Origin of the sequence: Mesorhizobium sp. BH1-1-4 (genome assembly GCF_020165665.1) — a bacterium.
In the GTDB taxonomy this organism is placed as follows: domain Bacteria; phylum Pseudomonadota; class Alphaproteobacteria; order Rhizobiales; family Rhizobiaceae; genus Mesorhizobium.
Genome location: NZ_JAIUIN010000019.1, coordinates 1 through 26,541, shown reverse-complemented (window position 1 = coordinate 26,541; position 26,541 = coordinate 1). Strand labels below are relative to the sequence as shown.

29 protein-coding genes are annotated in these 26,541 nt (G+C 64.2%); 13 read left to right on the top strand and 16 right to left on the bottom strand.

Annotated features, from left to right (window positions below):
- Positions 1-22: 22 nt before the first annotated feature.
- Complete coding sequence (locus LB569_RS24600) at positions 23-1,957, bottom strand: bifunctional 5-dehydro-2-deoxygluconokinase/5-dehydro-2-deoxyphosphogluconate aldolase (RefSeq protein ID WP_224694423.1); 1,935 nt, start codon at positions 1,955-1,957, stop codon at positions 23-25.
- Between the two features lie 155 nt (positions 1,958-2,112).
- A complete protein-coding gene (locus LB569_RS24595) occupies positions 2,113-2,958 on the bottom strand; it encodes a MurR/RpiR family transcriptional regulator (RefSeq protein WP_224694422.1) in 846 nt (281 codons plus the stop codon).
- 151 nt (positions 2,959-3,109) lie between these two features.
- On the opposite strand from LB569_RS24595, the gene LB569_RS24590 reads away from it, so the two are divergent.
- On the top strand, positions 3,110-4,219 hold the full coding sequence (locus LB569_RS24590) for a Gfo/Idh/MocA family protein (protein WP_224694421.1): 1,110 nt from the start codon (positions 3,110-3,112) through the stop codon (positions 4,217-4,219).
- Between the two features lie 274 nt (positions 4,220-4,493).
- Here the strand turns inward: LB569_RS24590 and LB569_RS24585 are convergent, their stop codons facing one another.
- Positions 4,494-5,192 carry a helix-turn-helix transcriptional regulator gene (locus LB569_RS24585; RefSeq protein WP_224694420.1) on the bottom strand — a complete coding sequence of 233 codons (699 nt, stop codon included), beginning with the start codon at positions 5,190-5,192 and terminating at the stop codon, positions 4,494-4,496.
- Between the two features lie 128 nt (positions 5,193-5,320).
- Here LB569_RS24585 and LB569_RS24580 point away from each other — a divergent pair, with 128 nt between their 5' ends.
- Entirely contained in the window at positions 5,321-5,956 is a 636-nt protein-coding gene (locus LB569_RS24580) for a LysE family translocator (protein ID WP_224694419.1), read from the top strand.
- A 37-nt stretch (positions 5,957-5,993) separates the two neighbouring features.
- Here the strand turns inward: LB569_RS24580 and LB569_RS24575 are convergent, their stop codons facing one another.
- The 8 genes from LB569_RS24575 to LB569_RS24540 form a co-directional block, all read right to left on the bottom strand.
- The gene (locus LB569_RS24575) at positions 5,994-7,085 is read right to left on the bottom strand and encodes a 3-deoxy-7-phosphoheptulonate synthase (RefSeq protein WP_224539515.1); all 1,092 of its coding nucleotides are present in this window, start codon (positions 7,083-7,085) and stop codon (positions 5,994-5,996) included.
- An 86-nt stretch (positions 7,086-7,171) separates the two neighbouring features.
- Entirely contained in the window at positions 7,172-7,321 is a 150-nt protein-coding gene (locus LB569_RS24570) for a hypothetical protein (protein WP_224694418.1), read from the bottom strand.
- Positions 7,322-7,512: 191 nt separating this feature from the next.
- Positions 7,513-8,307, bottom strand: a complete 795-nt coding sequence (locus tag LB569_RS24565) for an SDR family oxidoreductase (RefSeq protein WP_224694417.1) — start codon at positions 8,305-8,307, stop codon at positions 7,513-7,515.
- 36 nt (positions 8,308-8,343) lie between these two features.
- Positions 8,344-9,339 carry an inositol 2-dehydrogenase gene (gene iolG / locus LB569_RS24560; RefSeq protein ID WP_224694416.1) on the bottom strand — a complete coding sequence of 332 codons (996 nt, stop codon included), beginning with the start codon at positions 9,337-9,339 and terminating at the stop codon, positions 8,344-8,346.
- Between the two features lie 117 nt (positions 9,340-9,456).
- On the bottom strand, positions 9,457-10,224 hold the full coding sequence (locus tag LB569_RS24555; RefSeq protein ID WP_023772158.1) for an ATP-binding cassette domain-containing protein: 768 nt from the start codon (positions 10,222-10,224) through the stop codon (positions 9,457-9,459).
- Positions 10,225-10,226: 2 nt separating this feature from the next.
- The gene (locus LB569_RS24550) at positions 10,227-11,303 is read right to left on the bottom strand and encodes an ABC transporter permease (RefSeq protein WP_224694415.1); all 1,077 of its coding nucleotides are present in this window, start codon (positions 11,301-11,303) and stop codon (positions 10,227-10,229) included.
- Between the two features lie 105 nt (positions 11,304-11,408).
- Positions 11,409-12,350, bottom strand: coding sequence for a sugar ABC transporter substrate-binding protein (locus LB569_RS24545; protein ID WP_140703260.1), 942 nt, complete (start codon positions 12,348-12,350; stop codon positions 11,409-11,411).
- 384 nt (positions 12,351-12,734) lie between these two features.
- Positions 12,735-13,766 carry a LacI family DNA-binding transcriptional regulator gene (locus LB569_RS24540; RefSeq protein WP_224694414.1) on the bottom strand — a complete coding sequence of 344 codons (1,032 nt, stop codon included), beginning with the start codon at positions 13,764-13,766 and terminating at the stop codon, positions 12,735-12,737.
- Positions 13,767-13,931: 165 nt separating this feature from the next.
- On the opposite strand from LB569_RS24540, the gene LB569_RS24535 reads away from it, so the two are divergent.
- The 3 genes from LB569_RS24535 to LB569_RS24525 are packed head-to-tail and all read left to right on the top strand — an operon-like array spanning position 13,932 to position 16,599.
- Positions 13,932-15,023 carry a fatty acid desaturase family protein gene (locus tag LB569_RS24535; RefSeq protein WP_224694413.1) on the top strand — a complete coding sequence of 364 codons (1,092 nt, stop codon included), beginning with the start codon at positions 13,932-13,934 and terminating at the stop codon, positions 15,021-15,023.
- Positions 15,024-15,049: 26 nt separating this feature from the next.
- Positions 15,050-15,364 (top strand): MocE family 2Fe-2S type ferredoxin, encoded by a 315-nt coding sequence (locus LB569_RS24530; protein ID WP_224539529.1) that lies wholly within the window; start codon positions 15,050-15,052, stop codon positions 15,362-15,364.
- A complete protein-coding gene (locus tag LB569_RS24525) occupies positions 15,361-16,599 on the top strand; it encodes an NAD(P)/FAD-dependent oxidoreductase (RefSeq protein ID WP_224694412.1) in 1,239 nt (412 codons plus the stop codon). The genes LB569_RS24530 and LB569_RS24525 overlap by 4 nt, the downstream gene beginning before the upstream one ends.
- An 84-nt stretch (positions 16,600-16,683) precedes the next feature.
- Here the strand turns inward: LB569_RS24525 and LB569_RS24520 are convergent, their stop codons facing one another.
- The 5 genes from LB569_RS24520 to hslV all read right to left on the bottom strand — a co-directional run bounded on the left by LB569_RS24520 (position 16,684) and on the right by hslV (position 20,798).
- Positions 16,684-17,643, bottom strand: a complete 960-nt coding sequence (locus tag LB569_RS24520) for a DUF1402 family protein (protein WP_224694411.1) — start codon at positions 17,641-17,643, stop codon at positions 16,684-16,686.
- 172 nt (positions 17,644-17,815) lie between these two features.
- Positions 17,816-19,126, bottom strand: coding sequence for an ATP-dependent protease ATPase subunit HslU (gene hslU / locus LB569_RS24515; protein ID WP_224539535.1), 1,311 nt, complete (start codon positions 19,124-19,126; stop codon positions 17,816-17,818).
- 4 nt (positions 19,127-19,130) lie between these two features.
- On the bottom strand, positions 19,131-19,730 hold the full coding sequence (locus LB569_RS24510) for a DUF2585 domain-containing protein (RefSeq protein WP_224694410.1): 600 nt from the start codon (positions 19,728-19,730) through the stop codon (positions 19,131-19,133).
- A gap of 8 nt (positions 19,731-19,738) precedes the next feature.
- On the bottom strand, positions 19,739-20,257 hold the full coding sequence (locus LB569_RS24505; protein WP_140703276.1) for a GNAT family N-acetyltransferase: 519 nt from the start codon (positions 20,255-20,257) through the stop codon (positions 19,739-19,741).
- Positions 20,247-20,798 (bottom strand): ATP-dependent protease subunit HslV, encoded by a 552-nt coding sequence (hslV, locus tag LB569_RS24500; RefSeq protein ID WP_027142430.1) that lies wholly within the window; start codon positions 20,796-20,798, stop codon positions 20,247-20,249. Before hslV ends, LB569_RS24505 begins: the two co-directional genes overlap by 11 nt.
- 229 nt (positions 20,799-21,027) lie before the next feature.
- On the opposite strand from hslV, the gene hisB reads away from it, so the two are divergent.
- Genes hisB through coaA form a run of 8 tightly spaced genes read left to right on the top strand, consistent with a single transcriptional unit; the run spans position 21,028 to position 26,508 of the window.
- Entirely contained in the window at positions 21,028-21,627 is a 600-nt protein-coding gene (gene hisB / locus LB569_RS24495; protein WP_140703278.1) for an imidazoleglycerol-phosphate dehydratase HisB, read from the top strand.
- A gap of 4 nt (positions 21,628-21,631) precedes the next feature.
- Positions 21,632-22,111: a DUF2628 domain-containing protein gene (locus LB569_RS24490; protein WP_140703280.1), complete on the top strand. Its 480-nt coding sequence runs from the start codon at positions 21,632-21,634 to the stop codon at positions 22,109-22,111.
- Position 22,112: 1 nt separating this feature from the next.
- A complete protein-coding gene (gene hisH / locus LB569_RS24485) occupies positions 22,113-22,763 on the top strand; it encodes an imidazole glycerol phosphate synthase subunit HisH (protein ID WP_224694409.1) in 651 nt (216 codons plus the stop codon).
- Positions 22,764-22,793: 30 nt separating this feature from the next.
- Positions 22,794-23,543, top strand: a complete 750-nt coding sequence (gene hisA, locus LB569_RS24480) for a 1-(5-phosphoribosyl)-5-[(5-phosphoribosylamino)methylideneamino]imidazole-4-carboxamide isomerase (protein WP_224694408.1) — start codon at positions 22,794-22,796, stop codon at positions 23,541-23,543.
- A complete protein-coding gene (locus tag LB569_RS24475) occupies positions 23,540-24,376 on the top strand; it encodes an arginase family protein (RefSeq protein ID WP_224539547.1) in 837 nt (278 codons plus the stop codon). The genes hisA and LB569_RS24475 overlap by 4 nt, the downstream gene beginning before the upstream one ends.
- Positions 24,373-25,167, top strand: a complete 795-nt coding sequence (gene hisF, locus LB569_RS24470; protein ID WP_224694490.1) for an imidazole glycerol phosphate synthase subunit HisF — start codon at positions 24,373-24,375, stop codon at positions 25,165-25,167. Before LB569_RS24475 ends, hisF begins: the two co-directional genes overlap by 4 nt.
- Before the next feature lie 33 nt (positions 25,168-25,200).
- Positions 25,201-25,524 carry a phosphoribosyl-ATP diphosphatase gene (locus tag LB569_RS24465; RefSeq protein ID WP_140703288.1) on the top strand — a complete coding sequence of 108 codons (324 nt, stop codon included), beginning with the start codon at positions 25,201-25,203 and terminating at the stop codon, positions 25,522-25,524.
- Between the two features lie 24 nt (positions 25,525-25,548).
- The gene (gene coaA / locus LB569_RS24460; RefSeq protein ID WP_140703290.1) at positions 25,549-26,508 is read left to right on the top strand and encodes a type I pantothenate kinase; all 960 of its coding nucleotides are present in this window, start codon (positions 25,549-25,551) and stop codon (positions 26,506-26,508) included.
- Positions 26,509-26,541: the final 33 nt, after the last annotated feature.

Below are 26,541 nucleotides of genomic sequence, written 5' to 3'. Positions count from 1 at the left end.
GCAGTGCCTGTGTCGCGGCCTGTTATGCCGCCTTGCGGCCGCGCGCGGCAAGCCACGCTTCGGTCAACTGTTCGAAGCGCGAGGCCATGTCGGCGACAGCCTCGTCATCCGACATCTTGCCGGAAAGCCATTGTTCGGCGGCATGGACGAAGATGGTGCGGCCGACGGCAAAGCCCTTGACGATGGGCGCCTTGGCGGTGGCGGCAAAAGCCGCCTCCAGCTCGTCCTGCGGCGCCTCCAGCCCAAGCAGGACGATGCCGCGGCACCAGGGGTCGTGCTTCAGGATCACCGCCTCGATCTTCGCCCAGGCGCCGCTCGACGCCTGTGGTTCGAGTTTCCACCAGTCCGGCTTGATGCCGAGCGCGTAGAGTTCCTCCAGCGCGCGCGGGATCGTCGTGTCGTCGAGCTTGCCATGCTTGCCGGCGATGATCTCGATGAGAAGTTCCCGGCCGACCTTGCGCGCGGCCTCGAACAGCGCGCGCAGCTTCTGCTGCTGCTCTTCCTTCAAGGCCGCCGGATCGTCGGGATGGTAGAAGCACAGGCACTTGATGCAGTGATCGACCGGCCATTCAGTGAGCTGCGAGCCGATATCCTGCGAGAACTCGAACCGCAGCGGCCGCGAGCCCGGCAGTTCCACCGGCCGACCGAGCCAAGCGAAGGGATGCCTGGCGAATTCGAACATCGCTTCGCGGCCATGCTTCTCGTCGATCAGCATGCCATAGCCGTCGCGGCCGGCCGCGACCTTCGCCGCCGCCTTGACCGCCAGAACCTTGAAATCGCGGATGCGCGCCGGGTCGGCGCCGGCCTTGGCCGCGACGTCCTCGAGCTGCACACGGTGGTCGCAGGCGAGCGCCATCAGCGAAGGGATGTCGCTGCGGCGAGTGGTTGCCCAATGGATGTGGTTGATCGCCTCGTCCTTGCGCAGCGCGCGATGCTTGCTGCCGTTCCTGAGGAAGAACTGCAGCTCCTCGAAGGTCGGATATTCCGGCGCGCACAAGAGCCGGGACACGGCGAAGGCGCCGCAGGCATTGGCCCAGGTCGCCGCGGTCTTGAAATTTTCACCGCCGAGCCAGCCACGCAGCAGGCCGGACATGAAGGCATCCCCGGCGCCCAGCACATTGTAGATCTCGATCGGGAACCCCTCGCCGACGATGCCGTCCTCGAGATCGTCGCTGATCGGCCCGTCATAGACGATGCAGCCCATGGCGCCGCGCTTCAGGACGATGGTCGCCGAGGACAGGGCGCGGATCGTCTTCAACGCGCTCAGGCAGTCATCGGCGCCGGACGCGATCATGATCTCTTCCTCGGTGCCGACGATGAGGTCGCAATCGGGCAGCACCGTCTTCAACTGGGCCGAGACCCGGTCCGACTTGACATAGCGCTCGAAACCTTCGGCATGACCGGCGAGACCCCACAGGTTCGGCCGGTAGTCGATGTCGAAGACAACCTTGCCGCCCCTGGCCTTCATGATACGGATCGCCTTGCGCTGGGCGGCGTCGCTGTTGGGGCGGGAAAAATGCGTGCCGGTGACGACGATGGCGCGGGCCGAGGCGATGAAGGACTCGTCGATATCCTCCTCGGCCAGCGCCATGTCGGCGCAGTCGGAGCGGTAGAAGATCATCGGCGAGACGCCTTCGCTCTCGACCGAGAGCAGAACCAGCGCCGTCAGCCGTTCCTTGTCGGTCTTCAGCCCGTCGGTGCTGACGCCTTCGCGTTTGAGCTGCTCGCGGATGAAGCGGCCCATCTGCTCGTCGCCGACGCGCGTCAGCAGCGCCGAGCGCAGGCCGAGCCTAGCCGTGCCCACCGAGATGTTGGCCGGGCAGCCGCCGACCGATTTGGCGAAGGAGGTAATGTCCTCCAGCCGCGAGCCGATCTGCTGGCCATAGAGATCTACGGACGCGCGACCGATGGTGATGACATCGAGCGGCGCCTGTCTTGCGTCCACGGCTGCGCTCATTGGAACCTCCCGTCGGTCTTGTCGTCATGGACAACATTGTTGGGTAACACGCGCGAGCGGCAGCGTGGCGCCGGGAATATGAAATAATAATTCCAATCCATAGTCAATATGGAATGAGCGTTCCCTTGGCTAAAATTGCCTTTTTGGATGTCTGCTCAGGCCTTGCGCTTGCGGCCCACGTCGCGCCGCTTCTCGCCGACGCCGACGGTCAGCGCCATGGCCAGCGCCATGGTCGCCGACAGCGAGCGGAAACCGGCGAAATCCGCCTCGGCCACCTCGAACCAGACCCTGGCGAACTGGGCCAGCGGCGAGAATGAGCTGTCGGTGATGGCAACGATCGGCACGTCCTGCTCGGAAATGGCGCGCGCCTCCTCGATGGTGGCCGGCGCGTAGGGCGAGAAGCTGATGGCGATGACGGCGTCCGCCGGCGTGGCGAAGCCGATCATCTCGGCATTCAGGCCGGCGGCCGATTCGATCAGCTGGTTGCGGATCTTCAGCTTGCCCAGCGCGTAGGCAATATAGCTCGCCACCGGATAGGAGCGCCGCTTGGCCAGAACATAGATGGTCTGCGCCTTCGCCAGCAGCGAAATCGCCTCTTCCAGATGTGCGTCGTCCAGCGTGCGGGAAATGTCGTTGAGCGAGGTGCTGGCGGCGGCGATGAAACCGTCGAAGATCGCCCGGTGGCCGGCACCGCCCTCGGCCTTGGCGCGCAGCGCCTGCAGCCGCTCGTCATAGGAGGAGTTGCGCTCGCGCAGCCGCTCGCGGAACACCTGCTGCAGGCTGGTGAAGCCGTCGAAACCGAGTTGCTGGGCGAAGCGGATCAGGGTCGAGGGCTGCACGCCGGCCGAAGCGGCGATGCTGGCGGCGGTGCCGAAAGCGATATCGTCGGGATTGTCGAGCGCATAGGCGGCAATCTGGGCGATGCGCTTGGGCAGGCTCTCGCGCCGGTCCAGGATGGTGGCGCGCAGCGTCTCGAAGTCGCGAGGTACCTGTTCGTCCATCGTTCTCCGCCCAAGCCTGTCTGGAGGCCCTCTGTGCCCCATCATAGCGGGCCTGCGCAAGAACGCCATAAAAAATGAGACAGACATTCCATTCCAAAGAAAAATGGACTAATTCATCCACACAGCATTTACGGCAGCGGAGGAACGAAAAATGGTCGGCGTCGGTCTTATCGGCACGGGCTTCATGGGCAAATGCCACGCCATCGCGTGGAGCGCCGTCGGGGCCGTCTTCCCCGACGCGACCAAGCCACGGCTCGTCCATCTGGGCGAGGTCAACGAGGACCTTGCCAGGCGCAAGGCCGGCGAGTTCGGCTTCGCCAAGGCGTCCGGCGACTGGAGCGCCGTGGTCAACGATCCCGAAGTCGACGTCGTCTCGCTGACGACGCCCAACCAGTTTCATCCCGAAATGGCCATCGCCGTCCTCGAAGCCGGCAAGCATCTGTGGTGCGAAAAGCCGATGGCGCCGAGCTTCGCCGAGGCCGAGGCAATGGCGGCCGCGGCCAAGACTTCAGGCAAGATCGCGGCGCTCGGCTACAATTACATCCAGAGCCCGGCCATACGTCACATCGGCGCGCTGCTCGACGAGAAGATCATCGGCGAGGTCAACCATCTGCGCATCGAGATGGACGAGGACTTCATGGCCGACCCCGAGGCGCTGTTCTTCTGGAAACACGAGGCGACTTCCGGCTATGGCGCGCTCGACGATTTCGCCGTGCATCCGCTGTCGCTGGTCTCAGCACTGTTCGGCCGCGTCGCCAGCGTCATCTGCGACATGGCCAAGCCCTATGCCGACCGCAAGCTGGCGTCAGGCGGGCGCCGCGCGGTCGAGACCTACGATATCGCCAGCGTGCTGATGCACCTGGAAAACGGCATTGCCGGGACGCTGTTGGTCAACCGCTCGGCCTGGGGCCGCAAGGGCCGCATCGCCATCCAGATCTTCGGCTCCAAGGGCTCGATCCTGTTCGACCAGGAGCGGATGAACGAATTCCAGCTCTACCTCACTTCGGACCGGCCGACCGAACAGGGCTATCGCACCATCCTGGTGGCGCCGCAGCACAAGCCCTATGATTTTTTCGTGCCGGCGCCCGGCCACAGCCTCGGCTTCAACGATCTCAAGATCATCGAATGCCACGAATTGCTGACGCGGCTGGCCGGCAAGCCGGCCCGGCTCATCGAGTTCGCCGAAGGGCTGGAGATCGAGCGCACCGTGCACGCCATGGCACGTTCGTATGCGGAGAAGCGCTGGGTGGATGTAAGGTAACGATCGCGCTGTTGCCAATCCAGGCTTCCACCCATCAGATGTCGGCGGGAAGATCTGTCAACGTTGGCGCTGCCCCTCATCTGCCTGCCGGCATCTTCTCCCCGTATAGCGACCGGGAGAAGGGCGATGTCGGTCTTGGCGCCCGTTCTGCGACGCAGCCGATTGGCGAATCCCCGGCGAAGGCGCTTTTTCTCCCCGTCGCTATACGAGGAGAAATGCCCGGCAGGGCAATGAGGGGCGGCGCCGGCCTGTCTCCGTAATAGCCAGCCCTTCCTCAACCACCGGCAGCCGCGTTCGTTTCCCATCCATGGACCCACACCGTCCGCAACCTATCGCCTTCGCCCTTGAAGTTTAACCCGGTCGGCTGGCAGTCCTCGATGCGGTCGCTGCGGAAATTGCGGATCGCCTGGCGCAGCTCGCACCAGGCAACGATGTTGGCGGTCTCGGCGTAGTAGATCAGCGCGATCGGGCGGATGAGCCGCTCGGAGGCACGGCCTGCTTCGTCGCGGTAGGAAAGGTCGAGCTTCTCCTCGTCGCGGATGGCGCGGCGCACCAGCGCCAGGTCGATCGTGCCGGCGGCGGGCGCGGCAAAGCCCCAGGCGTGGAGCGCATTGGCGTCGAGCGTCTGGCGCAAGGGCGGCGGCACCGCGCCGGCGATCTTGGCGCCGACGCGCTTGGCCGCCTGCTTGAGCTCGTCGTCGCCGGTGCGTTCCAGCAGCGCCAGCGACAGCACGATCGCCTCCATCTCCTCGATCGAGAACATCAGCGGCGGCAGGTCGAAGCCGGGGCGCAGGATATAGCCTATGCCGCGGCCGCCCTCGATCGGGACACGCATGGCCTGAAGGGCGGCGATGTCGCGGTAGATCGAGCGGATCGTCACCTCCAACTGCCCGGCAATCATGGCCGCCGTCACCGGCTGCCTGGCCAGCCGCAGGATCTGGATGATCTCGAAGAGACGCGAGGCCTTACGCATTTTTCCCACCAGCTGCGATCACAACTGACACATCATCGGCAGTTGGGCCGATCTATAGGATCGCCCATCGGCTTGAAAATCAACAAATTCCTTGGCGGCGTGCCGACAAGAGGCGACAGGCAACTGACATGAGTTACGCGGAAAATCTCTGGCTTTTCTTTCTTCTCCTGTTCGGCATCATCGCCGTTCCGGGCATGGACATGCTGTTCGTGCTCGCCAATGCGCTGACCGGTGGACGCGACAGGGGCCTGGCCGCGACCGGCGGCATCATGGTCGGTGGCATGGTGCACACGCTGAACGGCGCTGTCGGCGTCGGCCTGCTCATGCATTTCGTGCCTGTTCTGTTCAAACCGCTGCTGGTCGCCGGTGCCGCCTACATGGCCTATATCGGCATCACGCTGATGCGCAGCTCCATCACCGTCGGTCATGAAGGGCCCGCCGGCAGCCGTTCCGCATGGAAAGCATTTCGCCAGGGTTTCGTGACCTGCCTGATCAACCCAAAGGCCTATCTCTTCGTCCTGGCCGTCTACCCGCAATTCCTGAAACCGCACTACGGTCCGATCTGGATGCAGGCGACGATCATGGGCCTGCTGACCGTGCTGACGCAAGCCGCGATCTATGGCGGGCTGGCCATTTCAGCCGGCCGCGGCCGCAGCCTTCTGATCGCCAATCCGCGGGCGACCGCTCTTGCCGGCCGCGCGGCCGGGTTGCTGCTGTTCGTGGTCTCGGTCTTCACCGCATGGGAGGGGCTGAGGGCGGCGTAATCCCAATCAGCGCCGCCCTTCCCGCATCGCCATAATATCAGGCGGCGCCCTGACGGCTGTCCAGCATGGCGCGCCGCGCCGAGCGGCGCCATTCGACGGCACCGGCAAGGCCATGCAGCACCGTTTCGGTGGTCGCCCAGTCGATGCAGCCATCGGTGATGCTCTGGCCGTAGGTGAGCGGCTGGCCGGGCACGACATCCTGCCGGCCGGCGACGAGATTGCTTTCGATCATGACGCCGATGATGCGCTCGTCGCCCGCCGCCACCTGGCTCGCCACGTCAGCCGCGACCTTGGGCTGGTTTTCCGGCTTCTTGGCCGAGTTGGCGTGGCTGACATCGATCATCAGGCGCGGCGCGATACCGATGCGGGCGAGCTCCACCGAGGCGGCCTCGACGCTTGCCGCGTCATAGTTCGGCTGAACACCGCCGCGCAGGATGACATGGCAATCCTCGTTTCCGGTCGTCGCCGCGATCGCGCTGCGTCCGCCCTTGGTCACCGCCATGAAATGGTGAGGCTGGGCGGCCGACTTCACCGCCTCGCCGGCGATCCTGAGATTGCCGTCGGTGCCGTTCTTGAAGCCGACCGGGCAGGACAGGCCCGAGGCCAGTTCGCGATGGATCTGGCTCTCGGTCGTGCGCGCGCCGATGGCGCCCCAGGCGACGAGGTCGGCAATGTATTGCGGCGTCGTCATGTCGAGGAATTCGGTCGCCGCCGGCAGGCCGAGATTGTTGACGGCCGAAAGCACGTTGCGCGCCATGCGCAGCCCCTTGTCGATGTTGAAGCTGCCGTCGAGGTCGGGATCGTTGATCAGGCCTTTCCAGCCGACCGTCGTGCGCGGCTTCTCGAAATAGACCCGCATGACGATCTCGAGCCGGTCGGACAGGGCCTCGCGCAGCGCCGCCAGACGGCTGGCATAGTCAACGGCCGCGACCGGATCGTGGATGGAACATGGGCCGACGATGACGACAAGTCGATCGTCGGCCCCCGTCAGGATGGAATGGATGGCGTTGCGCGAGGCGGCAACGGTGCGCGTCGCCGTGAGTGAGCGCGGTATCTCGCGCATCACCTCTTCCGGCGTGCTCAGCAGTCTGAGTTCCTTGACCCGAAGGTCGTCTGTGGTGGTCAACACGGCTTTCTGCTCCTGTTTGGGAACCTGCCGGCTGAAACAAAAAAGCCGCCAGGTCTGGCGGCTTGTCGGATTGTTTGCTGCAATCTTCAGATCGAGCGCAATCCTCCCGCCGCCAGCGAGCTGCTAAAGTACCAATAGGTGGCGGTCAGGTGGATCATGCCGTCCATATAGTCGAAGCGGCGGCGTTTGTCGATGGGGCGATGAGGGTCAGGTGGCGAAACCGTCGATGACAGCACCCCCTCTCCCCGTCCTATACGGGAGAGGATGCCGGCAGGCAGGTGAGGGGCGGCGCCTACGTCGGAGTGACAAGCGAGGTGGGCAGGGGTTGGACCGGTAACTGTCAAAGTTGGTGGTGCCCCTCATTGCCCTGCCGGGCATTTCTCCCCGTATAGTGACGGGGAGAAAGGGCCAGCCGCAACGTCGGCCGCTATTCCGGCGACGACCCCGCAACGCTCTGGTCGTAGTCGACCAGCGATCCGGTCATGACGCCCGATTGTGGGCTGACCATGTAGCTGATCAGCCGCGCCAGCTGGTCCGGCTTGACCAATTGGCCCATCGGCTGCGCCGCTTCGGCCTTCGCCAGCCAGTCGTCCGGTGCGTCGTGCCATTTCTTCTGCACGATGTCCTCGCCCTCGGTGTCCATCCAGCCGGGCAGCACGGCGTTGCAGCGGATGCGGTTGAAGCGATAGGCGTTGGCGACGTTCTTGGTCAGCGTCATCAGCGCGCCCTTGCTGGTCGAATAGGGCGTCAGGAAGGACTGGCCGGTATGCGCCGACATCGACAGCACGTTGACGATCGAGCCGGGTGCCTTTTTCTCCAAGAGATGCGCCACCACGCCCTGCATCAGGAAGAACGGGCCGCGCACATTGGTGTCGAAGATCTGGTCGAAAAGCTTTTCCGATGTATCGACAAGCGAGCCGCGCGCAGAGGTGGCGGCGGCGTTGACCAGCGCGTTGATCGTACCGAAATGCGAGAGCGCGGTGGCGACCGCGCGCTTGCAGTCGGCAACATCGGAAACGTCGGCGCTGATGAAGATGGCGTCGACGCCTGATTTCTTGAAATGGGCGACAGCCTTGTCGCCCTTCTCCTGGGAGCGGCCGATGAGCGCCAGCGCCCGGCAGCCCTCGTCGGCCAGCGCCTCGGCGACGGCGAAGCCGATGCCTTGCGCGCCGCCGGTGACGACGGCGCGTGTGTTCGAATTGCGATCGGCGGATGCGCTCATCGCTGTGCTCCTACCTTGGGTGCGAATTTCTGGTTCTTACTTGTCGAGACGTACGGTCTTGCCCGTGGTCGCCGACTTCAGCGCCGCATCCGCCAGCCTGAGCGCCACGAGGCCGTCCGCGCCGCTCGGCGCCGCTTTCTTGCCTGATGTCGCCGCCGTGATGAAGGCGGCGATCTCGAGGGCATAGGCGTCGAGATAGCGGGTCATGAAGAAGTCGTGTAGCGGCGGGCGGGTGTAGCCCTTCTCGTTGGCGAGTTCGATCGATACCGGGCGCTGGTTTTCGGCCGCGACCATACCCTTCGAACCATGCACCTCGATGCGCTGGTCGTAGCCATAGGTGGCGCGGCGCGAGTTGGAGATGACCGCCTGCTTGCCCGATGCGGTCTCGAGGATGACGCTGACCGAGTCGAAATCGCCGGCTTCGCCGATCTTCTTGTCGACCAGCACCGAGGCATGGGCGCTGACCGCGACGGGCTCTTCGCCGAGCAGGAAGCGCGCCATGTCGAAATCATGGATAGTCATATCGCGGAAAATGCCGCCGGAGCGCGCGATGTAGTCGAGCGGCGGGGCGCCGGGATCGCGCGAGGTGATGGTGACCATCTCGACCGTGCCGATGGCGCCGTCGTCGATCGCCTTGCGCACGGCGGCGAAATGCGGATCGAAGCGCCTGTTGAAGCCGACCATCAGCGTCGCCTTGGCCTTGTCGACCACATCAAGGCATTTTTCGACGCGCTTGACATCGAGATCGATCGGCTTCTCGCAGAAGATCGCCTTGCCGGCCTTGGCGAAGCGCTCGATCAGATCGGCATGCGTGTCGGTCGGCGTGCAGATGACGACGGCGTCGATGTCTTTCGATTTTTCGATAGCGTCGATGGTGCGCAACTCGGCGCCATAGGCGCTCGCCAGTTCGCTCGCCGCCTTCTCGAAGGCATCTGCGACGGCGACCAGTTTTGCCTGGGGGTTGGAACCCACGGCGCGGGCGTGGACCTTGCCGATGCGGCCGGCACCAAGGAGGGCGAAGCGAACAGTCATGGAGATCTTCCTCTAGGGGATGGGTTCGAAGCACGGCGCCGGTCATGGGCGCTGGATGATTTTCCGGTCAAGACAAATCGACGGGAAGGCGATGACCATCGCCTCCGCGCCCGGCCCTCAGGCCGCGAGTTCCGCCTCCCCGGTCTTGGCGCCGGTGATGTAGGATACGATGTCCTGCCCGTCGGTGTTCTCCTTGCGCAGATTGGCGACGATGCGGCCGCGCCGGAACACCACGATACGGTCGCAAAGGTCGAACACCTGGCGCATGTTGTGGCTGATCAGGATCAGCGGCTCGCCATTGTCCTTCAGCGTGCGGATGATGTTTTCGACCTGCGCCGTTTCCTGCACGCCAAGGGCCGCCGTCGGCTCGTCCATGATGATCAGCTTGGAGGCGAAGGTCGCCGTCCTGGCGATCGCCACGCACTGGCGCTGGCCACCCGACATATGGCGGATGGTGTTGGATAAATTGGGGATTTTCACCGCCGTCCGGACCAGCGCCGCCTCGGTCGCCTTGCGCATGTATTTACGGTCGAGGATCGAGAATGGCCCGAGATTGAACAGCACCTTTTCGCGGCCGAGGAACAGGTTCGACGGCACGTCGAGATCGTCGGCCAGGGCCAGGTTCTGGAACACCGTCTCGATGCCCGCCTCGCGCGCCTCGATCGGGCCGGCGAAGTTCACTTCCTTGCCGTCGAACCAGACCTGGCCGCTGGTCCGTTGCTCGACGGCGGTGATCTGGCGCACGAAGGTCGACTTGCCGGCGCCGTTGTCGCCCATGATGGCGACATGCTCGCCCTTGCGCAGCTCGAAATTGGCGCCTTCGAGCGCGTGCACGCCGCCATAGCGCTTGGTGAGGTTTTCCGTCTTCAGGACGATGTCTGACATGGTCAAGCCCTCAATGCCCGCATGCGCTGGCGCCACTGGTCGAGAACGACCGCGCCGACGATGATCACGCCCTTGACCATCTCCTGATAGTAGGCGTCGAGGCGCAGGAAGGTGAAGCCAGAGATGATGACGCCGAAGATCAGCGCGCCGATCACCGTGCCGATGATGGAGCCACGGCCGCCCGACAGCGAGACGCCGCCGATGACCGCCATGGCGATGGCGTCGAGTTCGTACATCACGCCCATGCCGGCCTGGGCGGTGAGGTTCTTGGAGGACAGCACCACGGCGGCGAGCGCGGCGAGAATGCCGGCGATGACATAGACGAGGATCTTGTGGTTGGCGATCTTGATGCCCGACATGCGCGCGGCATCCTCGTTGGAGCCGATCGCGTAACAATGCTTGCCATATCGGGTGTAGGTCATGATCAGCTGGAACAGCACGGCCAGCGACAGGAAGATGATGACCGGCATCAGGCCCTTGCCGATTGCCGCGAAACTGTCCGTGGGAAACGAGATCGGCTGCCCCTTCGACCACCATTTGGCAATGCCGCGCGCGGTGACCATCATGCCGAGCGTGGCGATGAAGGGCGGGATGCGCGTGTAGGCGATCAGCGCGCCGTTGACGAGGCCGGCGAGCAGGCCGCAGCCGATCGCCACCAGCACCGGCACGATGACGGGCAGGTCGGTCCAGCCCTGGGCCAGGAACATCGCCTTGGGGTTGGGATTGCCGTTGACGGTCGCGACCTGGGCGAAGCTCATGGCGATCATGGCTGTCGCACCGACGATCGAGCCCGAGGACAGATCGATGCCACCGGTAATGATCACCTGCGTGACGCCGATGGCGATGATGCCGACGATCGACACCTGCAGGATGATGATCTGCAGGCGCGCCTCGTTGAAGATGCCGGCGACGTCGGCGCGGGTGTTGAACAGGAAGGAGTCGCCGAGGAAGACCCGGCCGATCAGTTCGAAGATGACGACGAGGATGACGAGCGCCAGTAAGACGTTGAATTCGGCCGGCCATGTGCGCTTCCTGGCGTCATAACCGACCCCGCCGACGCCGTGAGATGTTTGTGCCAATCTTCTATCCTCCGTCAGCCGCGGTCGTTCCTCGGGCACCGGTCGGCGTCGAGGGAAAGGGAGCGGCGCTGTCTGCGCGAGAGCGCCGCTCCGTATGTCCGCGGCTCAGTTCTTCTTCAGGAACTTGTCGATGTTGGCCGGTGTGACCAGCTGGAACGGAACATAGACCTTGTGTTCGACCTTCTCGCCCTTGGCGAGTTTCAGCGCTGCATCCAGCGCGCCGGCGCCCTGGCCGGCGGCGTCCTGGAACACGGTGGCGTCGAGGTCGCCCGCCTGCATGGCGGCAAGCGCGTCCTGGGTGGCGTCGACGCCGCCGACGACAACCGACTTCATGTCGATGTTGGCGGCCTTCATAGCCTGGATGGCGCCGATGGCGCTTTCGTCATTGTTGGCGATGACTCCGTCGAACTTCTTGCCGGTCGACAGCCAGTTGGTCATCAGGTTCTGGGCCTGGTCGCGGTCCCAGTTCGAGGTCTGCTTGTCGATGATCTTGATGAAGCTGCAGTCCGGCGTGGCTATCACCTCTTCGATGTCCTTGGTGCGCTGCACGGCCGCCTGGTTGGAAAGCTCGCCCATGATGACATAGACATTGGCTTCCTTCTTGCCGGCTTCCTTGAACAGGCGGCAGACTTCCTTGGTCTCGAGCGTGCCGGAATCGGCTTCGTTCGAGGCGACGAAGGCCTGGTTGTCGGGCAGCGTGTCGACATTGACCGGCTGGCGGTTGACGTAGACCAGCGGGATCTTGGCCGCGGCCGCCGCATCCGACATCGCCTGCGTGGCCGAGGTGTCGACCGGGTTGACGATGATGGCGTCGACGCCGGAAGCGGCGAAATTCTTGATCTGGTCAAGCTGCTTGGCGACGTCGTTCTGCGCGTCCTCGACCTGCAGCTCGACGCCGCTCATGCCCTTGGCTTGCTCGATCATGCCGTTGCGCAGCACGGTGAGGAAGTTGTCGTCGAACTTGGCCATCGAGACGCCGATCTTGGCGGCCATGGCCGATGAACTCATCAGCGCCGCGAAGGCGACGCCCAAAAGCAGTTTCTTCATTTTAATCTCTCCTCCACTTTGGTGTCCGGTTGCACCGATCTCTCCGGAATCCCCGATCTCCCCGGGGAATCTCTCCCTGCCGTCTCTCTCCCGGGGATGGCGCCTGCCGTTTGCTGCAACGCCAAAGCCTCTGTTTGAAACAGATGTTACGGAACGAAAGAACCAAAATGCATGACTGGTGAAATATTTATTCCATTTCGTCGGAAGGCGTCAAGGGCGATTCCAAACTCGGGCTCGCGATTTTCGGCCGGCTCTGATGGATTCTATCATTTCAGCGGGCCGGTTCATGACGGCGGATCGCTGAAGCGTCCTGTCGCTTCGTCGAAACGCCCTGTCTCTCGTCCTGGCGCGTCCCGGACCCGCTGCGCATTTCCCGAAATGGCGTCAGATGTTTTCCGGCAAATAGATGTCGAAGGGCAGGAAGGTCTGACCCGGCGCATTGGCCGCGCCGGCTTCGATGGCATGCGCCATCCGATCGACGAGCTCACGACAGAGCGCGGCAAGCGGCGTCGAGATCACCATGGTAAGGATGTTGTCGGCGAGCGCCGCGCGCGATTCGGCGTTGATCTCGTTGCAGACGACCACTGGCGTGTTGACGGGCTTCGCTGCCCGCAATGCCGAGACGGCGCCTTCCATGCCGCCGCCGGCGACGTAGCAGCCAACGAGATCCGGATATCGCGCCAGAAGATCGATCATCGCATCATGGGTTACCTGGTTGGCCTCCAGATTGACCAACGTCTCCAGCACGGCGAAATCCGGCGCATGCTCGCGGAAGAAGGAACGGAAGCCGATCTCACGCAGCTCATGGCCATGGAAGCGATGGCTGCCGACGAAGAGGGCGACCTTGCCAGGCGTCCTCGCCGCCCTGGCGATCATCCAGGCCGCGGTGCGGCCGACCTTGCGGTTGTCGAGGCCGACATAACCCTCGCGGACGCCAGCAGCGAAGTCGGACAGCAGGGAGAAGACCGGCAGCCCCCTGGCCTTTAGCGCCTCCACGACCGCGGTCAGCGTCGGATGGTCGGGACCGACCACGGCGATGGCCCGTGATTTCACCGCCAGCCCGCGCATCTGGGCGGCGATTTCGTCCGGGGCCAGGGAACTGGCGAAATCGACGGTCGCGACGCCGCGGAAGCGCTGCGATTGCGCGACCGCCAGTTCGAGTTCCCGCGCGAAATCGCCATAGAAAACGTCATTGCCTCGAAGCAGCAGGAAGCCCAGCCGATACTCGGGCAGTTCCTGGCGCATCCGCTGCTTGATCAGGCCGGCCGCGTGATAGCCGATCTCGGTCGCCGTCTCGTAGACGCGGCGCGCGGTTTCCTCGCGCACCGGCAGCCGATTGTTGAGCACCCGGTCCACCGTGGCGACGCTGACGCCGGAGACGCGCGCCAGATCTGATATCGTCGGCCGTTTCGCCATGATCGCCCTCGTTCGATTGCCCGACAGGCATACATCAACTTGATAGGAAATGATAGAAACTATCTTTGTGATGTTGAGTCTATCATGGCTCGGCGTTATTTCTGAGCATGGAGCCAGTTGTGATAGGCATTCGCATGGCGAATGCCCCTGCCTTGGGAGGCAATCATGTCCATAGCGCCGTCCCGGCGTGACTACAGCCTGATCGGCCGCGACGCCCGGCTTGCCGTCGAAAACGGCTTGTCGGCGGCGCAGTGGTATCACACCGACATTCCCCGCAAGCAGATGAAGGAGCTGATGCAGCGCTCCGATGGGCCGGCGATCCGCGACACCGCGATCTGGCTCGCCGCCCTCATCATCAGCGGCGCCGGCGGCGCCTGGTTCTGGGGCACGTGGTGGTGCGTGCCGTTCTTCTTCGTCTATGGCGTGCTCTACGGCTCGTCCACCGATTCGCGCTGGCACGAATGCGGCCACGGCACGGCGTTCCGCACGCAGTGGATGAATGACGCGGTCTATCAGATCGCCTGCTTCATGATCATGCGCAATCCGGTGACCTGGCGCTGGAGCCACACACGCCATCACACCGATACCATCATCGTCGGCCGCGATCCCGAAATTTCGGTCATGCGGCCGCCGGATCTGGTGCGCCTCGTCCTCGGCTTTGTCGGCGTGCTCGATGCGTGGCATGCGATGTCGGATATGCTGCGCAACGCCGCCGGCAATATCAGCGCGGCGGAAAAAACCTTCATTCCAGAGCAGGAGCAGAAGAAGGCGATCCGCATTGCCCGCATCTGGACGGCGATCTACGCCGCGACAATCGCGCTGGCGCTCTATACCGGATCGTTCCTGCCCTTGATGCTGGTCGGCCTGCCCAGGCTCTACGGCGCCTGGCATCACGTGATGGTCGGCCTGCTGCAGCATGGCGGTCTCGCCGACAACGTCACCGATCATCGGCTGAACAGCCGCACCGTCTACATGAACCCGATCAGCCGCTTCATCTACTGGAACATGAACTACCATGTCGAACATCACATGTTCCCGATGGTGCCCTACCATGCGCTGCCGAAGCTGCACGCGTTGATCAAGCACGATTTGCCGGCGCCGACGCCGTCGATCCTGGCCGGCTACCGCGAGATGATCCCGGCCTTCCGCCGCCAGCTGCGCAACGAGGATTACTTCCTCAAGCGCGAGCTGCCGCCGACCGCCAGGCCATACCGCGAGGACTTCCACAACGACGCCGTCGCCGCGGCGGCGGAATGACATCCACGACCGCAGGGGAGGACTGAATGAGCGATTGGGTCGAGGCGTGCTCCGCCGGTGACATCGATGAAGAGGACGTGATGCGCTTCGATCATGGCGGGCGCACCTTCGCCATCTATCGTAGCCCGGACGACGAATATTTCGCCACCGACGGCTTGTGCACGCATGAGAAGGTGCATCTCGCCGACGGGCTGGTGATGGACGACATCATCGAATGCCCCAAGCACAATGGCCGTTTCAACTACAAGACGGGCGCGGCCAAAGGCGCGCCGGTCTGCGTCAACCTCAGGACCTATCCGGTCAAGGTCGATGGCGGCAAAGTGCTGGTTCGGATCGGATGACCGGCATGGCACGCGGAATGGTGATCATCGGGGCCGGCGAATGCGGCGGACGGGCAGCACTCACGCTGCGCGATCTCGGCTATGACGGGCCGGTGACGCTGGTCGGCGACGAGCCGCATGTGCCCTATGAACGGCCGCCTTTGTCCAAGGATGCGATGGTCAGCGACGCGCCCGCGATCAAGGCAATCGCCAGCGACGAGGTCCTGGCCGAAAAATCGATCCGTCACGTCCATTCCGTCCAGGTCGTGGCGATCGATCGCGCGGCACATGCGGTGCGCCTGTCCGACGGTTCGGTGCTGCCTTACGACAAACTGCTGCTCGCCACCGGCTCGACGCCGCGCAAGCTGCCTATGCCTGGCCTTGGCGGGCGCTGCGTCTATCTCAGGACATTCACCGACGCGCTGGCCATTCGCACCCACCTCAGCGCCGGCAACCGCATCGCCATCATCGGCGGCGGCTTCATCGGCCTCGAGCTTGCGGCAGCCGCGCGCAAGCTCGGCGCTTCGGTCACCGTCATCGAGGCGCAGCCGCGCATCCTGATGCGCGGCGTGCCGGCCGAGATCGCCGAAATCGTCCACGCCGCGCATGTCGCCGAAGGCGTCGACATCCTGTGCGGCGACGGCATCGGATCCATCGCAGACGACGGCAGAGAGGTGCGCGTGACGCTTGCCGGCGGGCGCGAGATAGCGGCCGATCTCGCCGTGATCGGCATCGGCGCCGTGCCGGTGACCGCGCTCGCCGCCGAGGCGGGCCTTGCCATCGACAACGGCATTGCCGTCGACGCCGAGCTGCGCAGCAGCGATCCCGATATTTATGCCGCCGGCGATTGCTGCTCGTTCCCGCTCGCCGTCTATGGCGGCCGCCGCGTGCGGCTGGAAGCCTGGCGCAATGCGCAGGAACAAGGCGCGCTGGCGGCCAGGAACATGCTTGGCGCCGGCGAGGCGCATGCGGCGGTGCCGTGGTTCTGGTCGGATCAGTATGGCCTCTCCCTGCAGATCGCGGGATTGTCCGACGAAGGCAAAAGCACCGTGCGCCGCGACCTCGGCGACGGCGCCTTCATCCTGTTTCATCTGGCCGAGGACGGCAGGCTGGTGGCGGCGAGCGGCATTGGCCCGGACAATGCGGTGGCCCGCGACATAAGGCTCGCCGAAATGCTGATCGGCAAGCGGGCCAAGCCGGCGCCGGAGGCACTGGGATCGCAGGCGGTCAAGCTGAAGTCGTTGCTGGCGGCTTGAGCTGTCGCGCCAATTGTCGAAGTTGGCGCTGCGCCAACGCTGCGACGTCCGCTGCTCGCGCAGTCTGAAACCCAGGATTCGCGTCTAAAACAGTGCCTTCAGCTCCGGCAGCTTGTCGTTGACCAACCAGCCGTAATAGTTCTCCTCCGGCAACTTCACCGGCTCGCCGGCGGCGCGGCGCCTGTCGTTTTCCGCTTTCAGCGCATAGGCGCGCTGCTCGGGATTGCCGACATTGTAGAGCGTGGCGGTCAGCCCCGGATTGCCCGAAATGTCGAAGCCGGCGATGGACTTGTAAGCGTCGATCGACTTCCTGATCGTGGCGGCGACGTAAGGCAGCGTGAGGTCCGGATCCATGATCGTCTTGTAGACCGAGTTGGGATCGGAGACGTCGAGTTCCGGCAGCCCGGACACCTTGTGCACGAGATCGCTCATCTGCAGGGCGGTCAGCGGATTGAGCTGGCCAAGGCCGAAGGTCTGGCCGGCATAGTAGGGCTGGAAGAAGGTGGCGCCGAAACGGTTGTCGGGGAAATCCTCGCCGCCGACGGTCTTGCCGCGAAATGAACGGTTCCAGACCTGTTCGCGGCATTCCCACAGATCGTAGCTGTCCGAAATGGGGGCGCATTTCTTGAATTCAGGCCGCCGGACGAAATCGGTGATGTCCTCGCCGTCATAGGCGAAGGACAGTTTGCTCGAGAGGTAGGAGATCGCCTTGACGTAATAGGTCTGCAGCCGGTCATAGGCGTCGACATTATAGGTGTGCTCGCCGACGATGGCGCCGACGATGTGCATGGGATCGATGCCATAGGCGCTTGCCGCCTTCTTGATCTTGGCGCGGAGATCGGCGTCGTTCTGCAGCAGCGCGTAGACCTTGCGGTACTTCGCCTGGAAGGTGGTGTTGGTTGCCTGCGTGCGACGGCTGGAGGCGCCGGGAATGTCGGGCTGCTCGGCATTGCGGTTTCCCGCCGGCACCAATGTCGCCGCGTCGGCGGCGAACAGCGTCGCCACCAGCGTCAAGCCGAGAATGACTGGGAGGAGTTTCTTCATGCGCCGCCGCCTGCAAATGTTGCGGGCAAACTAGGTAAAGCTCAGGGTTGAGTCGAGAGCGGCCCTTCAGCGGGCAAGACGAAAGGTGGCCAGATGGTACCATCTGGCCACACATGATCCGGCCGCGGGAGAATCTCGCTCAACCCGTGCCGAAAGGATCCAGCGCCGTTCCTTACAGAATGAAGCGCGACAGATCCGTGTTTCGGGAGAGGTCGCCGACATGCTTCTTGACGTAGGCGGCGTCGATGGTGACGGCCGTGCCGTTGCGGTCGGGTGCGTCGTAGGAAATCTCGTCCAGCACCCGCTCCATCACCGTCTGCAGCCGCCGCGCGCCGATGTTCTCGATGCTGGCGTTGAGGTCGACGGCGACGCCGGCCAGCGAATCGATGGCATCGTCGGTGAAGGTGAGCTCGACGCCCTCGGTCTTCATCAGCGCGATATACTGCTTGATGAGGCTCGCCTCGGTCTCGGTCAGGATGCGGACAAAGTCGTCCTTTTCCAGCGCGCGCAGTTCGACGCGGATCGGCAGGCGGCCCTGCAGTTCCGGCAACAGGTCGGACGGCTTCGAGACATGGAACGCGCCCGAGGCGATGAAGAGGATGTGATCCGTCTTCAACGGCCCGTATTTGGTCGCCACCGTGGTGCCCTCGACCAGCGGCAGCAGGTCGCGCTGCACGCCTTCGCGCGACGGGCCGCCGGAAATATCCGACCGCGCCGCGATCTTGTCGATCTCGTCGAGAAAGACGATGCCGTCATTTTCCGCGGCGTCCAGCGCCCGGCGCACGACCTCGTCCTGGTCGAGCAGCTTGTCGGATTCGTCGGCCACCAGCAGGTCGTAGGATTCCTTCACCGTGGTCTTGCGCAGCTTGGTCTTCTTGCCGCCCATCGCCTTCGACAGCATGTCGTTGATGTTGAGCACGCCGATATTGGCGCCCGGCATGCCGGGAATCTCGAAGCCGGGCATGCCGCCATTGCCGGTGTCGGCCACCTCGATCTCGATTTCCTTGTCGTCGAGTTCGCCGTCGCGCAGCTTCTTGCGGAAACTGTCGCGCGTCGCCGGGCTCGCCGTCTTGCCGACCAGCGCTTCCAGCACGCGTTCCTCGGCATTGACATGGGCGCGCGCCTTGACGTCCTCGCGCATCTTTTCGCGCACCAGGCCGATGGCGATCTCGACCAGGTCGCGGATGATCTGCTCGACGTCGCGGCCGACATAGCCGACCTCGGTGAACTTGGTGGCCTCGACCTTGACGAACGGCGCACCGGCGAGCCGCGCCAGGCGGCGCGAGATCTCGGTCTTGCCGACGCCGGTCGGGCCGATCATCAGGATGTTCTTCGGCATCACCTCTTCGCGCATCTGGCCTTCCAGCTGCTGGCGGCGCCAGCGGTTGCGCAAGGCAATGGCCACGGCGCGCTTGGCGTCCTTCTGGCCGATGATGAAGCGGTCGAGTTCGGAAACGATTTCGCGGGGAGAAAATGTGCTCATATCACTAAATTCCACTTTGCCACTGCTTGATGGCCTCGAACGGATGCAGCAGCATGATCACGTTGAGTGTAAGATTGTCCCGGATGAGGTAGCCGGTACCCAGTTCGAAGAGGATGGCGAGGCTGATGATCACCCATATAGGTAGCCTTCGCGCCATCACAAATCCCAGCACCATGGCCAGTGTGTCGGACACCGAATTGACGATCGAGTCGCCGTAATAATCGAGCGAAATGGTGCCGGCGCGGTAGCGCTCGATGATGAACGGGCTGTTTTCGAGGATCTCCCAGCCACCCTCGACGAGGACGGCGAATGCCAGCCGCAAGCCGATCGGCGAGCGCGGGAACAGAAACCGGGCCAGCGCATAGAACAGGAAGCCGTGGATGATGTGCGAGAAGGTGTACCAGTCGGAAATGTGCTGGGAATTCTCCGAACTGTTGACCACGCCATGCCACAGCTTGACATAGCCGCAGGTGCAGATCGGCGGATGGCCCATCAGGTAGAGGGTGAGAGCCTGGGCGACGAGCAGGCCGGCGACGATCAGCAGCCCCATCCGCCAGCTGTCCTCGTAGGCCGAAAGGCCCTTGTCCTCGTTGGATGTGACCATGCCCTGGATTACCCCTCTTCCCCGTCTTCGGCATCGATCGCCATCAGCACGACGTCGCCATAGACCGATTGCCTGCGATCAATGGCCCGGAATCCGGCTTTTTCATAGGCGCGTATGGCCCTGGTGTTGGCGGGATCGGGATCGATGATGACGCGCGGCACGCCTTCCTCGAAAAGGTCCTCCACGAACTGACGTACGATGGCCGAGCCATGGCCGATGCCGATCAGTTCCGGCCGGCCGATCGAGACATCGATGCCCAGCGTGCCGAACGGCTGATCGGCATAGGGATGGCCGTCTTCCATATGCGGGTCATAGCTCTGCAGATAGGCGATCGGCTTTCCGTCGAGCTCGACGATCAGCGGCTCGACGGAGATCGAGTCTATGTGATCGGCAATCTCGGCGATTTCCGTCTCGGGATCGTCCCACCACTCCGCGACATGCGGCTGGGCGAGCCAGCCTGCGATCATCGGCAGGTCCTTCTTGGTGACCGGTCGAAAATCGTAGAGCACCACCCTCTCAGGCGGCATCGAGCGTTTCGACGACGAAATTGTTGTTGGTGTAGACGCAGATGTCGGACGCGATCTGCATCGCCTTGCGGGCGATCTCCTCGGCATCCTTGTCGGAATCCATCAGCGCGCGGGCGGCGGCGAGCGCGTAATTGCCGCCCGAGCCGATGGCCATGACGCCATGTTCGGGCTCCAGCACGTCGCCATTGCCGGTCAGCGCCAGCGAGACCGACTTGTCGGCGACCAGCATCATCGCTTCCAGCCGGCGCAGATAGCGGTCGGTGCGCCAATCCTTGGCGAGCTCGACGCAGGCGCGCGTCAGCTGGTCGGGATATTGTTCGAGCTTGGCTTCGAGCCGTTCCAGCAGCGTGAAGGCGTCGGCGGTGGCGCCGGCGAAACCGGCAATCACATTGCCGCCCTTGCCGATGCGGCGCACTTTGCGGGCATTGCCCTTCATGATGGTCTGGCCAAGGCTGACCTGGCCGTCGCCGGCGATCACCACCTTGTTGCCCTTGCGCACGGTCACGATGGTCGTGGCGTGCATGGTCAGATTATCAGACATTTCCTGGCTCCGATTCGCGCGATCCCAAAAAGGCGATTGGCGCGGTACGAGTAACTTCGATCGGCCATATGTATGCATGAGGCCAATGATTGCAAACGGCTCGATAGCGACCGGGATCGTAACTGGCAATCGCCGGATCATGCTGCTAGAAGGCTCTCGTTTTCAAGCCAGCGAGCGCTTGAGGCTCGTGAACCGGTCACGATCTGGACCACTGCACAAGGATAGAGCGATGGCGCCCCGTTCCGCCGATGCAAGCCGCAAGACCAAGGAAACCGACATCTCCGTGTCGGTCCATGTCGACGGCTCCGGCAAATCGGACATCAGCACGGGCGTCGGCTTCTTCGACCACATGCTGGACCAGCTGTCGCGCCATTCGCTGATCGATATCACGGTCAAGGCCAAGGGCGACCTGCACATTGACGATCACCATACGGTCGAGGACACCGGCATCGCGCTCGGCCAGGCCTTGACCAAGGCGCTCGGCGAGCGGCGCGGCATCATGCGCTATGCCTCGATCGACCTTGCCATGGACGAGACGCTGACGCGCGCGGCGATCGACGTCTCGGGCCGCCCCTTCCTGGTCTGGAACGTTGCGTTTTCGTCGCCCAAGATCGGCACGTTCGACACCGAACTGGTGCGTGAATTCTTCCAGGCGCTGGCGCAGAACGCCGGCATCACGCTGCATGTCACCAACCATTATGGCGCCAACAACCATCATATCGCCGAGACCTGCTTCAAGGCGGTGGCGCGCGCTCTGCGCGCCGCGCTCGAGCGCGACCCGCGCCAGCCAGACGCGGTTCCCTCCACCAAGGGTTCTTTGAAGGGATAGATTGATGGCCGCCTATGTCGTGATGGAGCCGCCCGGCCGCAGCGAGAAGGTCGAGACAACGGCCTTTGTCCGCGACGGCTTCGCCTGGCTCGGCCTCCTGGTGCCGCCGCTGTGGCTTGCCTGGCACCGGCTGTGGATCGAAGCGGCACTTGCCTTTGTCGTCATGGGCGTTCTTTCGATGCTTGGCCAGAAGCTTGGCCTCGGCGTCGCCGGCTCGCTTTTGTCCCTGCTCGTCTCGCTCTATGTCGGGCTGGAGGGCCAAGGCCTGCGCATCGCGGCACTGCGCCGCCGCGGCTGGCATGAATGGGGCGTCGTCGAGGCCGGCCGGCTCGGGGACGCCGACATGCGCTACGCCCTGGAGGCCGAGGGGCTTTCGGATGAAGCAGCACCCCCGCCGCCGCGCATCGTTCCGGATGCCGCCCTGGCGCGCCCGGCGCAGCCCGGCATGGCGCTGGGGCTGACCCACATTCCGGGCCGGCGCTGAGATGCGGGTTGCGATCATCGATTACGGTTCGGGCAATCTGCGCTCGGCCACCAAGGCCTTCGAGCGCGCCGCGCGCGAGGCCGGCATCGCGGCCGAGATCGATCTGACGGCGGATGCCGAGCGCGTGCGCACCGCGGACCGCATCGTCCTGCCAGGCGTCGGCGCTTACGCCGACTGCGCGGCCGGCCTGCGCGCCGTCGAGGGCATGTGGGAAGCGGTCGAGGAGGTCGCCATCACCAAAGGGCGGCCGTTCCTTGGCATTTGCGTCGGCATGCAGCTGATGTCGCAGCGCGGCCTCGAAAAGACCATCACCAAGGGTTTCGGCTGGATCTCGGGCGACGTCAAGGAGATCCAGCCTTCCGATCCGGCGCTGAAGATCCCGCAGATCGGCTGGAACACGATCGAGCTCACGCGCCAGCACCCGCTGTTTGCCGGCATCCCGACCGGGACCGACGGACTGCACGCCTATTTCGTCCATTCCTACCATCTCGATGCAAGAAACCCGGACGAGGTGCTTGCGGTTGCCGACTATGGCGGCCCGGTGACGGCCACCGTCGCCCGCGACAATCTCGCCGGCACGCAGTTCCACCCCGAAAAGAGCCAGGCGCTGGGCCTGGCGCTAATCACCAATTTCCTGCGCTGGAGGCCCTGAACATGATGAGCAAGAAGGGCGCTTGAACCGATGATCCTGTTTCCCGCCATCGATCTCAAGGACGGCCAGTGCGTGCGCCTCAGGCTCGGCGATATGGCGACCGCGACGATCTACAATGATGATCCCGCCGCGCAGGCAAAAGCCTTCGAGGAGCAGGGCTTCGAGTGGCTGCACGTCGTCGACCTCAACGGCGCCTTCAAGGGCCAGAGCGTCAACAGCGCGGCGGTCGGCGCCATCCTCAAGGCGACGAAGAATCCGGTGCAGCTTGGCGGCGGCATCCGCACGCTGGCGCAGATCGAGGACTGGCTCGACCGCGGACTGGCCCGCGTCATCCTCGGCACGGTGGCGGTGCGCAATCCCGACCTGGTCAGGCAGGCCTGCAAGGCGTTTCCGGGCAAGGTCGCCGTCGGCATCGACGCCAAGGGCGGCAAGGTGGCGGTCGAGGGCTGGGCCGAGGCCTCGAGCCTGGGCGTGGTCGAGCTGGCCAGGAAATTCGAGGGCGCCGGCGTGGCCGCCATCATCTACACCGACATCGACCGTGACGGCGTGCTGAGCGGCATCAACTGGGACGCCACCATCGACCTTGCCGATGCGGTGTCGATCCCGGTCATCGCATCGGGCGGTCTGGCTTCGATCGCCGACATCGTGCGCATGACCATGCCCGACGCGCAAAAACTCGAAGGCGCCATTTCGGGCCGCGCGCTCTATGACGGCCGCATCGACCCGGCCGAGGCGCTGGCGATCCTGCAGGGCCGTCCGGCGATGGAGGCGCGGTCGTGAAGGTTTCGCTCATCCTGGCCTCCTATGACAGCGGCCACTATCATGGTGGCATGGGCCAGGGACCCGACGCCCTGATCTCGGGCGGGCTCGTCGATGCCCTGACCCTTGCCGGCCATGACGTCACGGTCGAGGATATCGGCCGGGTCGGCGACGACCAGGAGCGCGAGATCGCCACGGGCTTTGCCGTCTGCAACGCCGTCTCGGGCGAGGTCCGCATTGCCCGCGACAGGGGGCGGTTTCCCATCGTGCTGGCCGGAAACTGCCTGACGTCAGCCGGTGCCGTTGCCGGCGAAGGCGCCGACGCCATCATCTGGGCCGACCAGCATGGCGACCTCAACACGCCCGAGACGTCCGTATACGGCTTTCTCGACGGCATGGCGCTGTCGACAGTGCTCGGCCTGTGCTGGCGCCCGATGGCGGCGGCCATTCCCGGCTTCAAGCCGATCGATCCTTCGCGTTGCGTGCTTGTCAACGCCAGGGATCTCGATCCGGCGGAGGAAAAACTTCTCGAAACATTGCCGGTCATCCGGACGGAATGTCCCGGCGTGGGGCAAGCGACGGAAAGGCTGAAGGCCGCCGGCGCCAACAGCGTGCACATGCATCTCGATCTCGACGTGCACGATCCCCAGGCGCTGCAGGCCAACCGCTACGTCACATCAGGCGGACCGAACCCGGAGCAACTGCGCGACGCGGCCTGCGCCATGGCGCTCGCGGTGCCGATCGTCGGCATCACCGTTTCCGCCTACGATCCGGCCTTCGATGCCCAGGCCGACGTGCCGCCGCTGGTCGGCCAGCTGCTCAACGACCTGCTTGCCACGATAGAGGGCCGCTGATGCTGAAAGCCCGCGTCATCCCTTGCCTCGACGTCAAGGACGGCCGCGTCGTCAAGGGCGTCAATTTCGTCGATCTCATCGACGCCGGCGATCCGGTGGAGGCCGCCAAGGCCTATGATGCCGCGGGCGCCGACGAACTCTGCTTTCTCGACATCACCGCTTCGTCGGACAATCGCGAGACCATATTCGACGTCATCGCCCGCACCGCCGAACAATGCTTCATGCCGCTGACCGTCGGTGGCGGCGTGCGCCAGGTCGCCGACATCAGGAAATTGCTTTTGGCCGGCGCCGACAAGGTGTCGATCAACACAGCGGCGGTGAAAAACCCGGATTTCGTCGCCGAGGCCGCCGACAAGTTCGGCAACCAGTGCATCGTCGTCGCCATCGATGCCAAGAAAGTGTCCGGCCCCGGCGAGGCCGGCCGCTGGGAGATCTTCACCCATGGCGGACGCGAAAAGACCGGCATCGACGCCGTCGAATTCGCGCGCAAAATGGTCGATCGCGGCGCCGGCGAGATCCTGCTGACCTCGATGGACCGCGACGGCACCAAGGCCGGCTACGACATCGCATTGACCCGCGCGGTGTCGGACGCGGTGCGCGCGCCGGTCATCGCTTCGGGTGGCGTCGGCACTCTCGACCACATGGTCGAAGGCATTCGCGACGGCCATGCGGGCGCCGTGCTGGCGGCGTCCATCTTCCATTTCGGCACCTACACCATCGCGCAAGCCAAGGCGCATATGGCCCAGGCCGGCCTGCCGATGCGGCTGGACTCGCTCGGGGTTCGGCCCTAGAGGCTTCCGGCTAAGAGAAAGGCTCCTTTGGCCATGGCTGAATTTTCGTTCTCCGAACTGGAGGCAATCATCGGGGAACGCGCCCGTTCCGGCGACCCCGACTCGTGGACGGCCAAATTGTTCGCGCGCGGCATGGACAAGGCGGCACAGAAGCTCGGCGAAGAGGCGGTCGAGACCGTCATCGCCGCCGTCAAGGGCGACAAACAGGGCCTCGTTTCGGAAAGCGCCGATCTTATATATCATTGGCTCGTCGTTCTCAGCATCGCGGGCGTTCCGCTGAACGACGTGCTCAGGGAGCTCGAAAGCCGCACCGGGCGTTCGGGCATCGCCGAGAAGGCGTCACGGCCCAAGGGCTGACCGCGAGGGAGGGCAGGTATCTCGATGGATCAGCTCGCGCCAACCGAGAAATATTCCCCGTTTCGCTTTTTCTCGGCCGAGCAATGGTCGCGATTCCGCGCCGACACCCCGCTGACGCTGAGCGAGGACGAATTCCGCCGCCTGCGTTCGCTCAACGACCCGGTCGACCTCGCCGAGGTCACGCGCATCTATCTGTCGCTGTCGCGGCTCTTGTCGGCGCATGTCGAGGCGAGCCAGCTTCTGTTCCGGCAGCGCCAGGCCTTTTTCAATGCCGTCGACGTCGCCAAGACGCCGTTCATCATTGGCATTGCCGGTTCGGTCGCGGTCGGCAAATCGACCACCGCGCGCGTGCTGAAGGAACTTCTGGCGCGCTGGCCGTCGAGCCCCAAGGTCGATCTCATCACCACGGACGGCTTCCTGCTGCCCAACGACGTGTTGCGCCGCGAAAACCTGATGGAGCGCAAGGGTTTCCCCGACAGCTACGATGTCGGCGCGCTGCTGCGTTTCCTGTCGGGCATCAAGTCGGCGTTGCCCGATGTGCGCGCGCCGGTCTATTCGCACCTCACCTATGACGTCATCCCGGGCGAGTTCGTCACCATCGACCGGCCCGACATCCTGATCTTCGAAGGCATCAACGTGCTGCAGCCGGGCAAGCTGCCGCAGGACGGCAAGATCGTGCCCTTCCTGTCGGACTTCTTCGACTTCGCCATCTATATCGATGCCGACGAGAAGCTGATCCACAATTGGTATATTTCCCGCTTCATGCGGCTGCGCGAGACCGCCTTCCGCAACCCGGACTCCTTCTTCCACCGCTATTCGCAGCTGTCGGAGGATGCGGCCAAGGCAATCGCCGAGGGCCTGTGGACCAACATCAACCTGAAGAACCTGCGCGAAAACATCCTGCCGACGCGCGCCCGCGCCGACCTGATCCTGCGCAAGGGCGCCGACCACCTGATCGAGGAAGTGGCGCTGCGCAAATTATAGCCGATAGAACCGGGGGGGGGGGGGGGGGGCCCC

Bases quoted from the DNA above. Each gene is read 5' to 3' on its own strand.
- LB569_RS24600 (WP_224694423.1), bottom strand. From the start codon at position 1,957: ATGAGCGCAGCCGTGGACGCAAGACAGGCGCCGCTCGATGTCATCACC.
- LB569_RS24555 (WP_023772158.1), bottom strand. From the start codon at position 10,224: ATGTCAGACATCGTCCTGAAGACGGAAAACCTCACCAAGCGCTATGGC.
- coaA (WP_140703290.1), top strand. From the start codon at position 25,549: ATGGATCAGCTCGCGCCAACCGAGAAATATTCCCCGTTTCGCTTTTTC.
- hisA (WP_224694408.1), top strand. From the start codon at position 22,794: ATGATCCTGTTTCCCGCCATCGATCTCAAGGACGGCCAGTGCGTGCGC.
- LB569_RS24595 (WP_224694422.1), bottom strand. From the start codon at position 2,958: ATGGACGAACAGGTACCTCGCGACTTCGAGACGCTGCGCGCCACCATC.
- LB569_RS24590 (WP_224694421.1), top strand. From the start codon at position 3,110: ATGGTCGGCGTCGGTCTTATCGGCACGGGCTTCATGGGCAAATGCCAC.
- LB569_RS24490 (WP_140703280.1), top strand. From the start codon at position 21,632: ATGGCCGCCTATGTCGTGATGGAGCCGCCCGGCCGCAGCGAGAAGGTC.
- LB569_RS24520 (WP_224694411.1), bottom strand. From the start codon at position 17,643: ATGAAGAAACTCCTCCCAGTCATTCTCGGCTTGACGCTGGTGGCGACG.
- hslU (WP_224539535.1), bottom strand. From the start codon at position 19,126: ATGAGCACATTTTCTCCCCGCGAAATCGTTTCCGAACTCGACCGCTTC.
- LB569_RS24565 (WP_224694417.1), bottom strand. From the start codon at position 8,307: ATGAGCGCATCCGCCGATCGCAATTCGAACACACGCGCCGTCGTCACC.
- LB569_RS24505 (WP_140703276.1), bottom strand. From the start codon at position 20,257: ATGCCGCCTGAGAGGGTGGTGCTCTACGATTTTCGACCGGTCACCAAG.
- LB569_RS24535 (WP_224694413.1), top strand. From the start codon at position 13,932: ATGTCCATAGCGCCGTCCCGGCGTGACTACAGCCTGATCGGCCGCGAC.
- LB569_RS24530 (WP_224539529.1), top strand. From the start codon at position 15,050: ATGAGCGATTGGGTCGAGGCGTGCTCCGCCGGTGACATCGATGAAGAG.
- LB569_RS24580 (WP_224694419.1), top strand. From the start codon at position 5,321: ATGAGTTACGCGGAAAATCTCTGGCTTTTCTTTCTTCTCCTGTTCGGC.
- LB569_RS24540 (WP_224694414.1), bottom strand. From the start codon at position 13,766: ATGGCGAAACGGCCGACGATATCAGATCTGGCGCGCGTCTCCGGCGTC.
- iolG (WP_224694416.1), bottom strand. From the start codon at position 9,339: ATGACTGTTCGCTTCGCCCTCCTTGGTGCCGGCCGCATCGGCAAGGTC.
- LB569_RS24585 (WP_224694420.1), bottom strand. From the start codon at position 5,192: ATGCGTAAGGCCTCGCGTCTCTTCGAGATCATCCAGATCCTGCGGCTG.
- hslV (WP_027142430.1), bottom strand. From the start codon at position 20,798: ATGTCTGATAATCTGACCATGCACGCCACGACCATCGTGACCGTGCGC.
- LB569_RS24525 (WP_224694412.1), top strand. From the start codon at position 15,361: ATGACCGGCATGGCACGCGGAATGGTGATCATCGGGGCCGGCGAATGC.
- LB569_RS24545 (WP_140703260.1), bottom strand. From the start codon at position 12,350: ATGAAGAAACTGCTTTTGGGCGTCGCCTTCGCGGCGCTGATGAGTTCA.
- LB569_RS24510 (WP_224694410.1), bottom strand. From the start codon at position 19,730: ATGGTCACATCCAACGAGGACAAGGGCCTTTCGGCCTACGAGGACAGC.
- hisB (WP_140703278.1), top strand. From the start codon at position 21,028: ATGGCGCCCCGTTCCGCCGATGCAAGCCGCAAGACCAAGGAAACCGAC.
- hisH (WP_224694409.1), top strand. From the start codon at position 22,113: ATGCGGGTTGCGATCATCGATTACGGTTCGGGCAATCTGCGCTCGGCC.
- LB569_RS24465 (WP_140703288.1), top strand. From the start codon at position 25,201: ATGGCTGAATTTTCGTTCTCCGAACTGGAGGCAATCATCGGGGAACGC.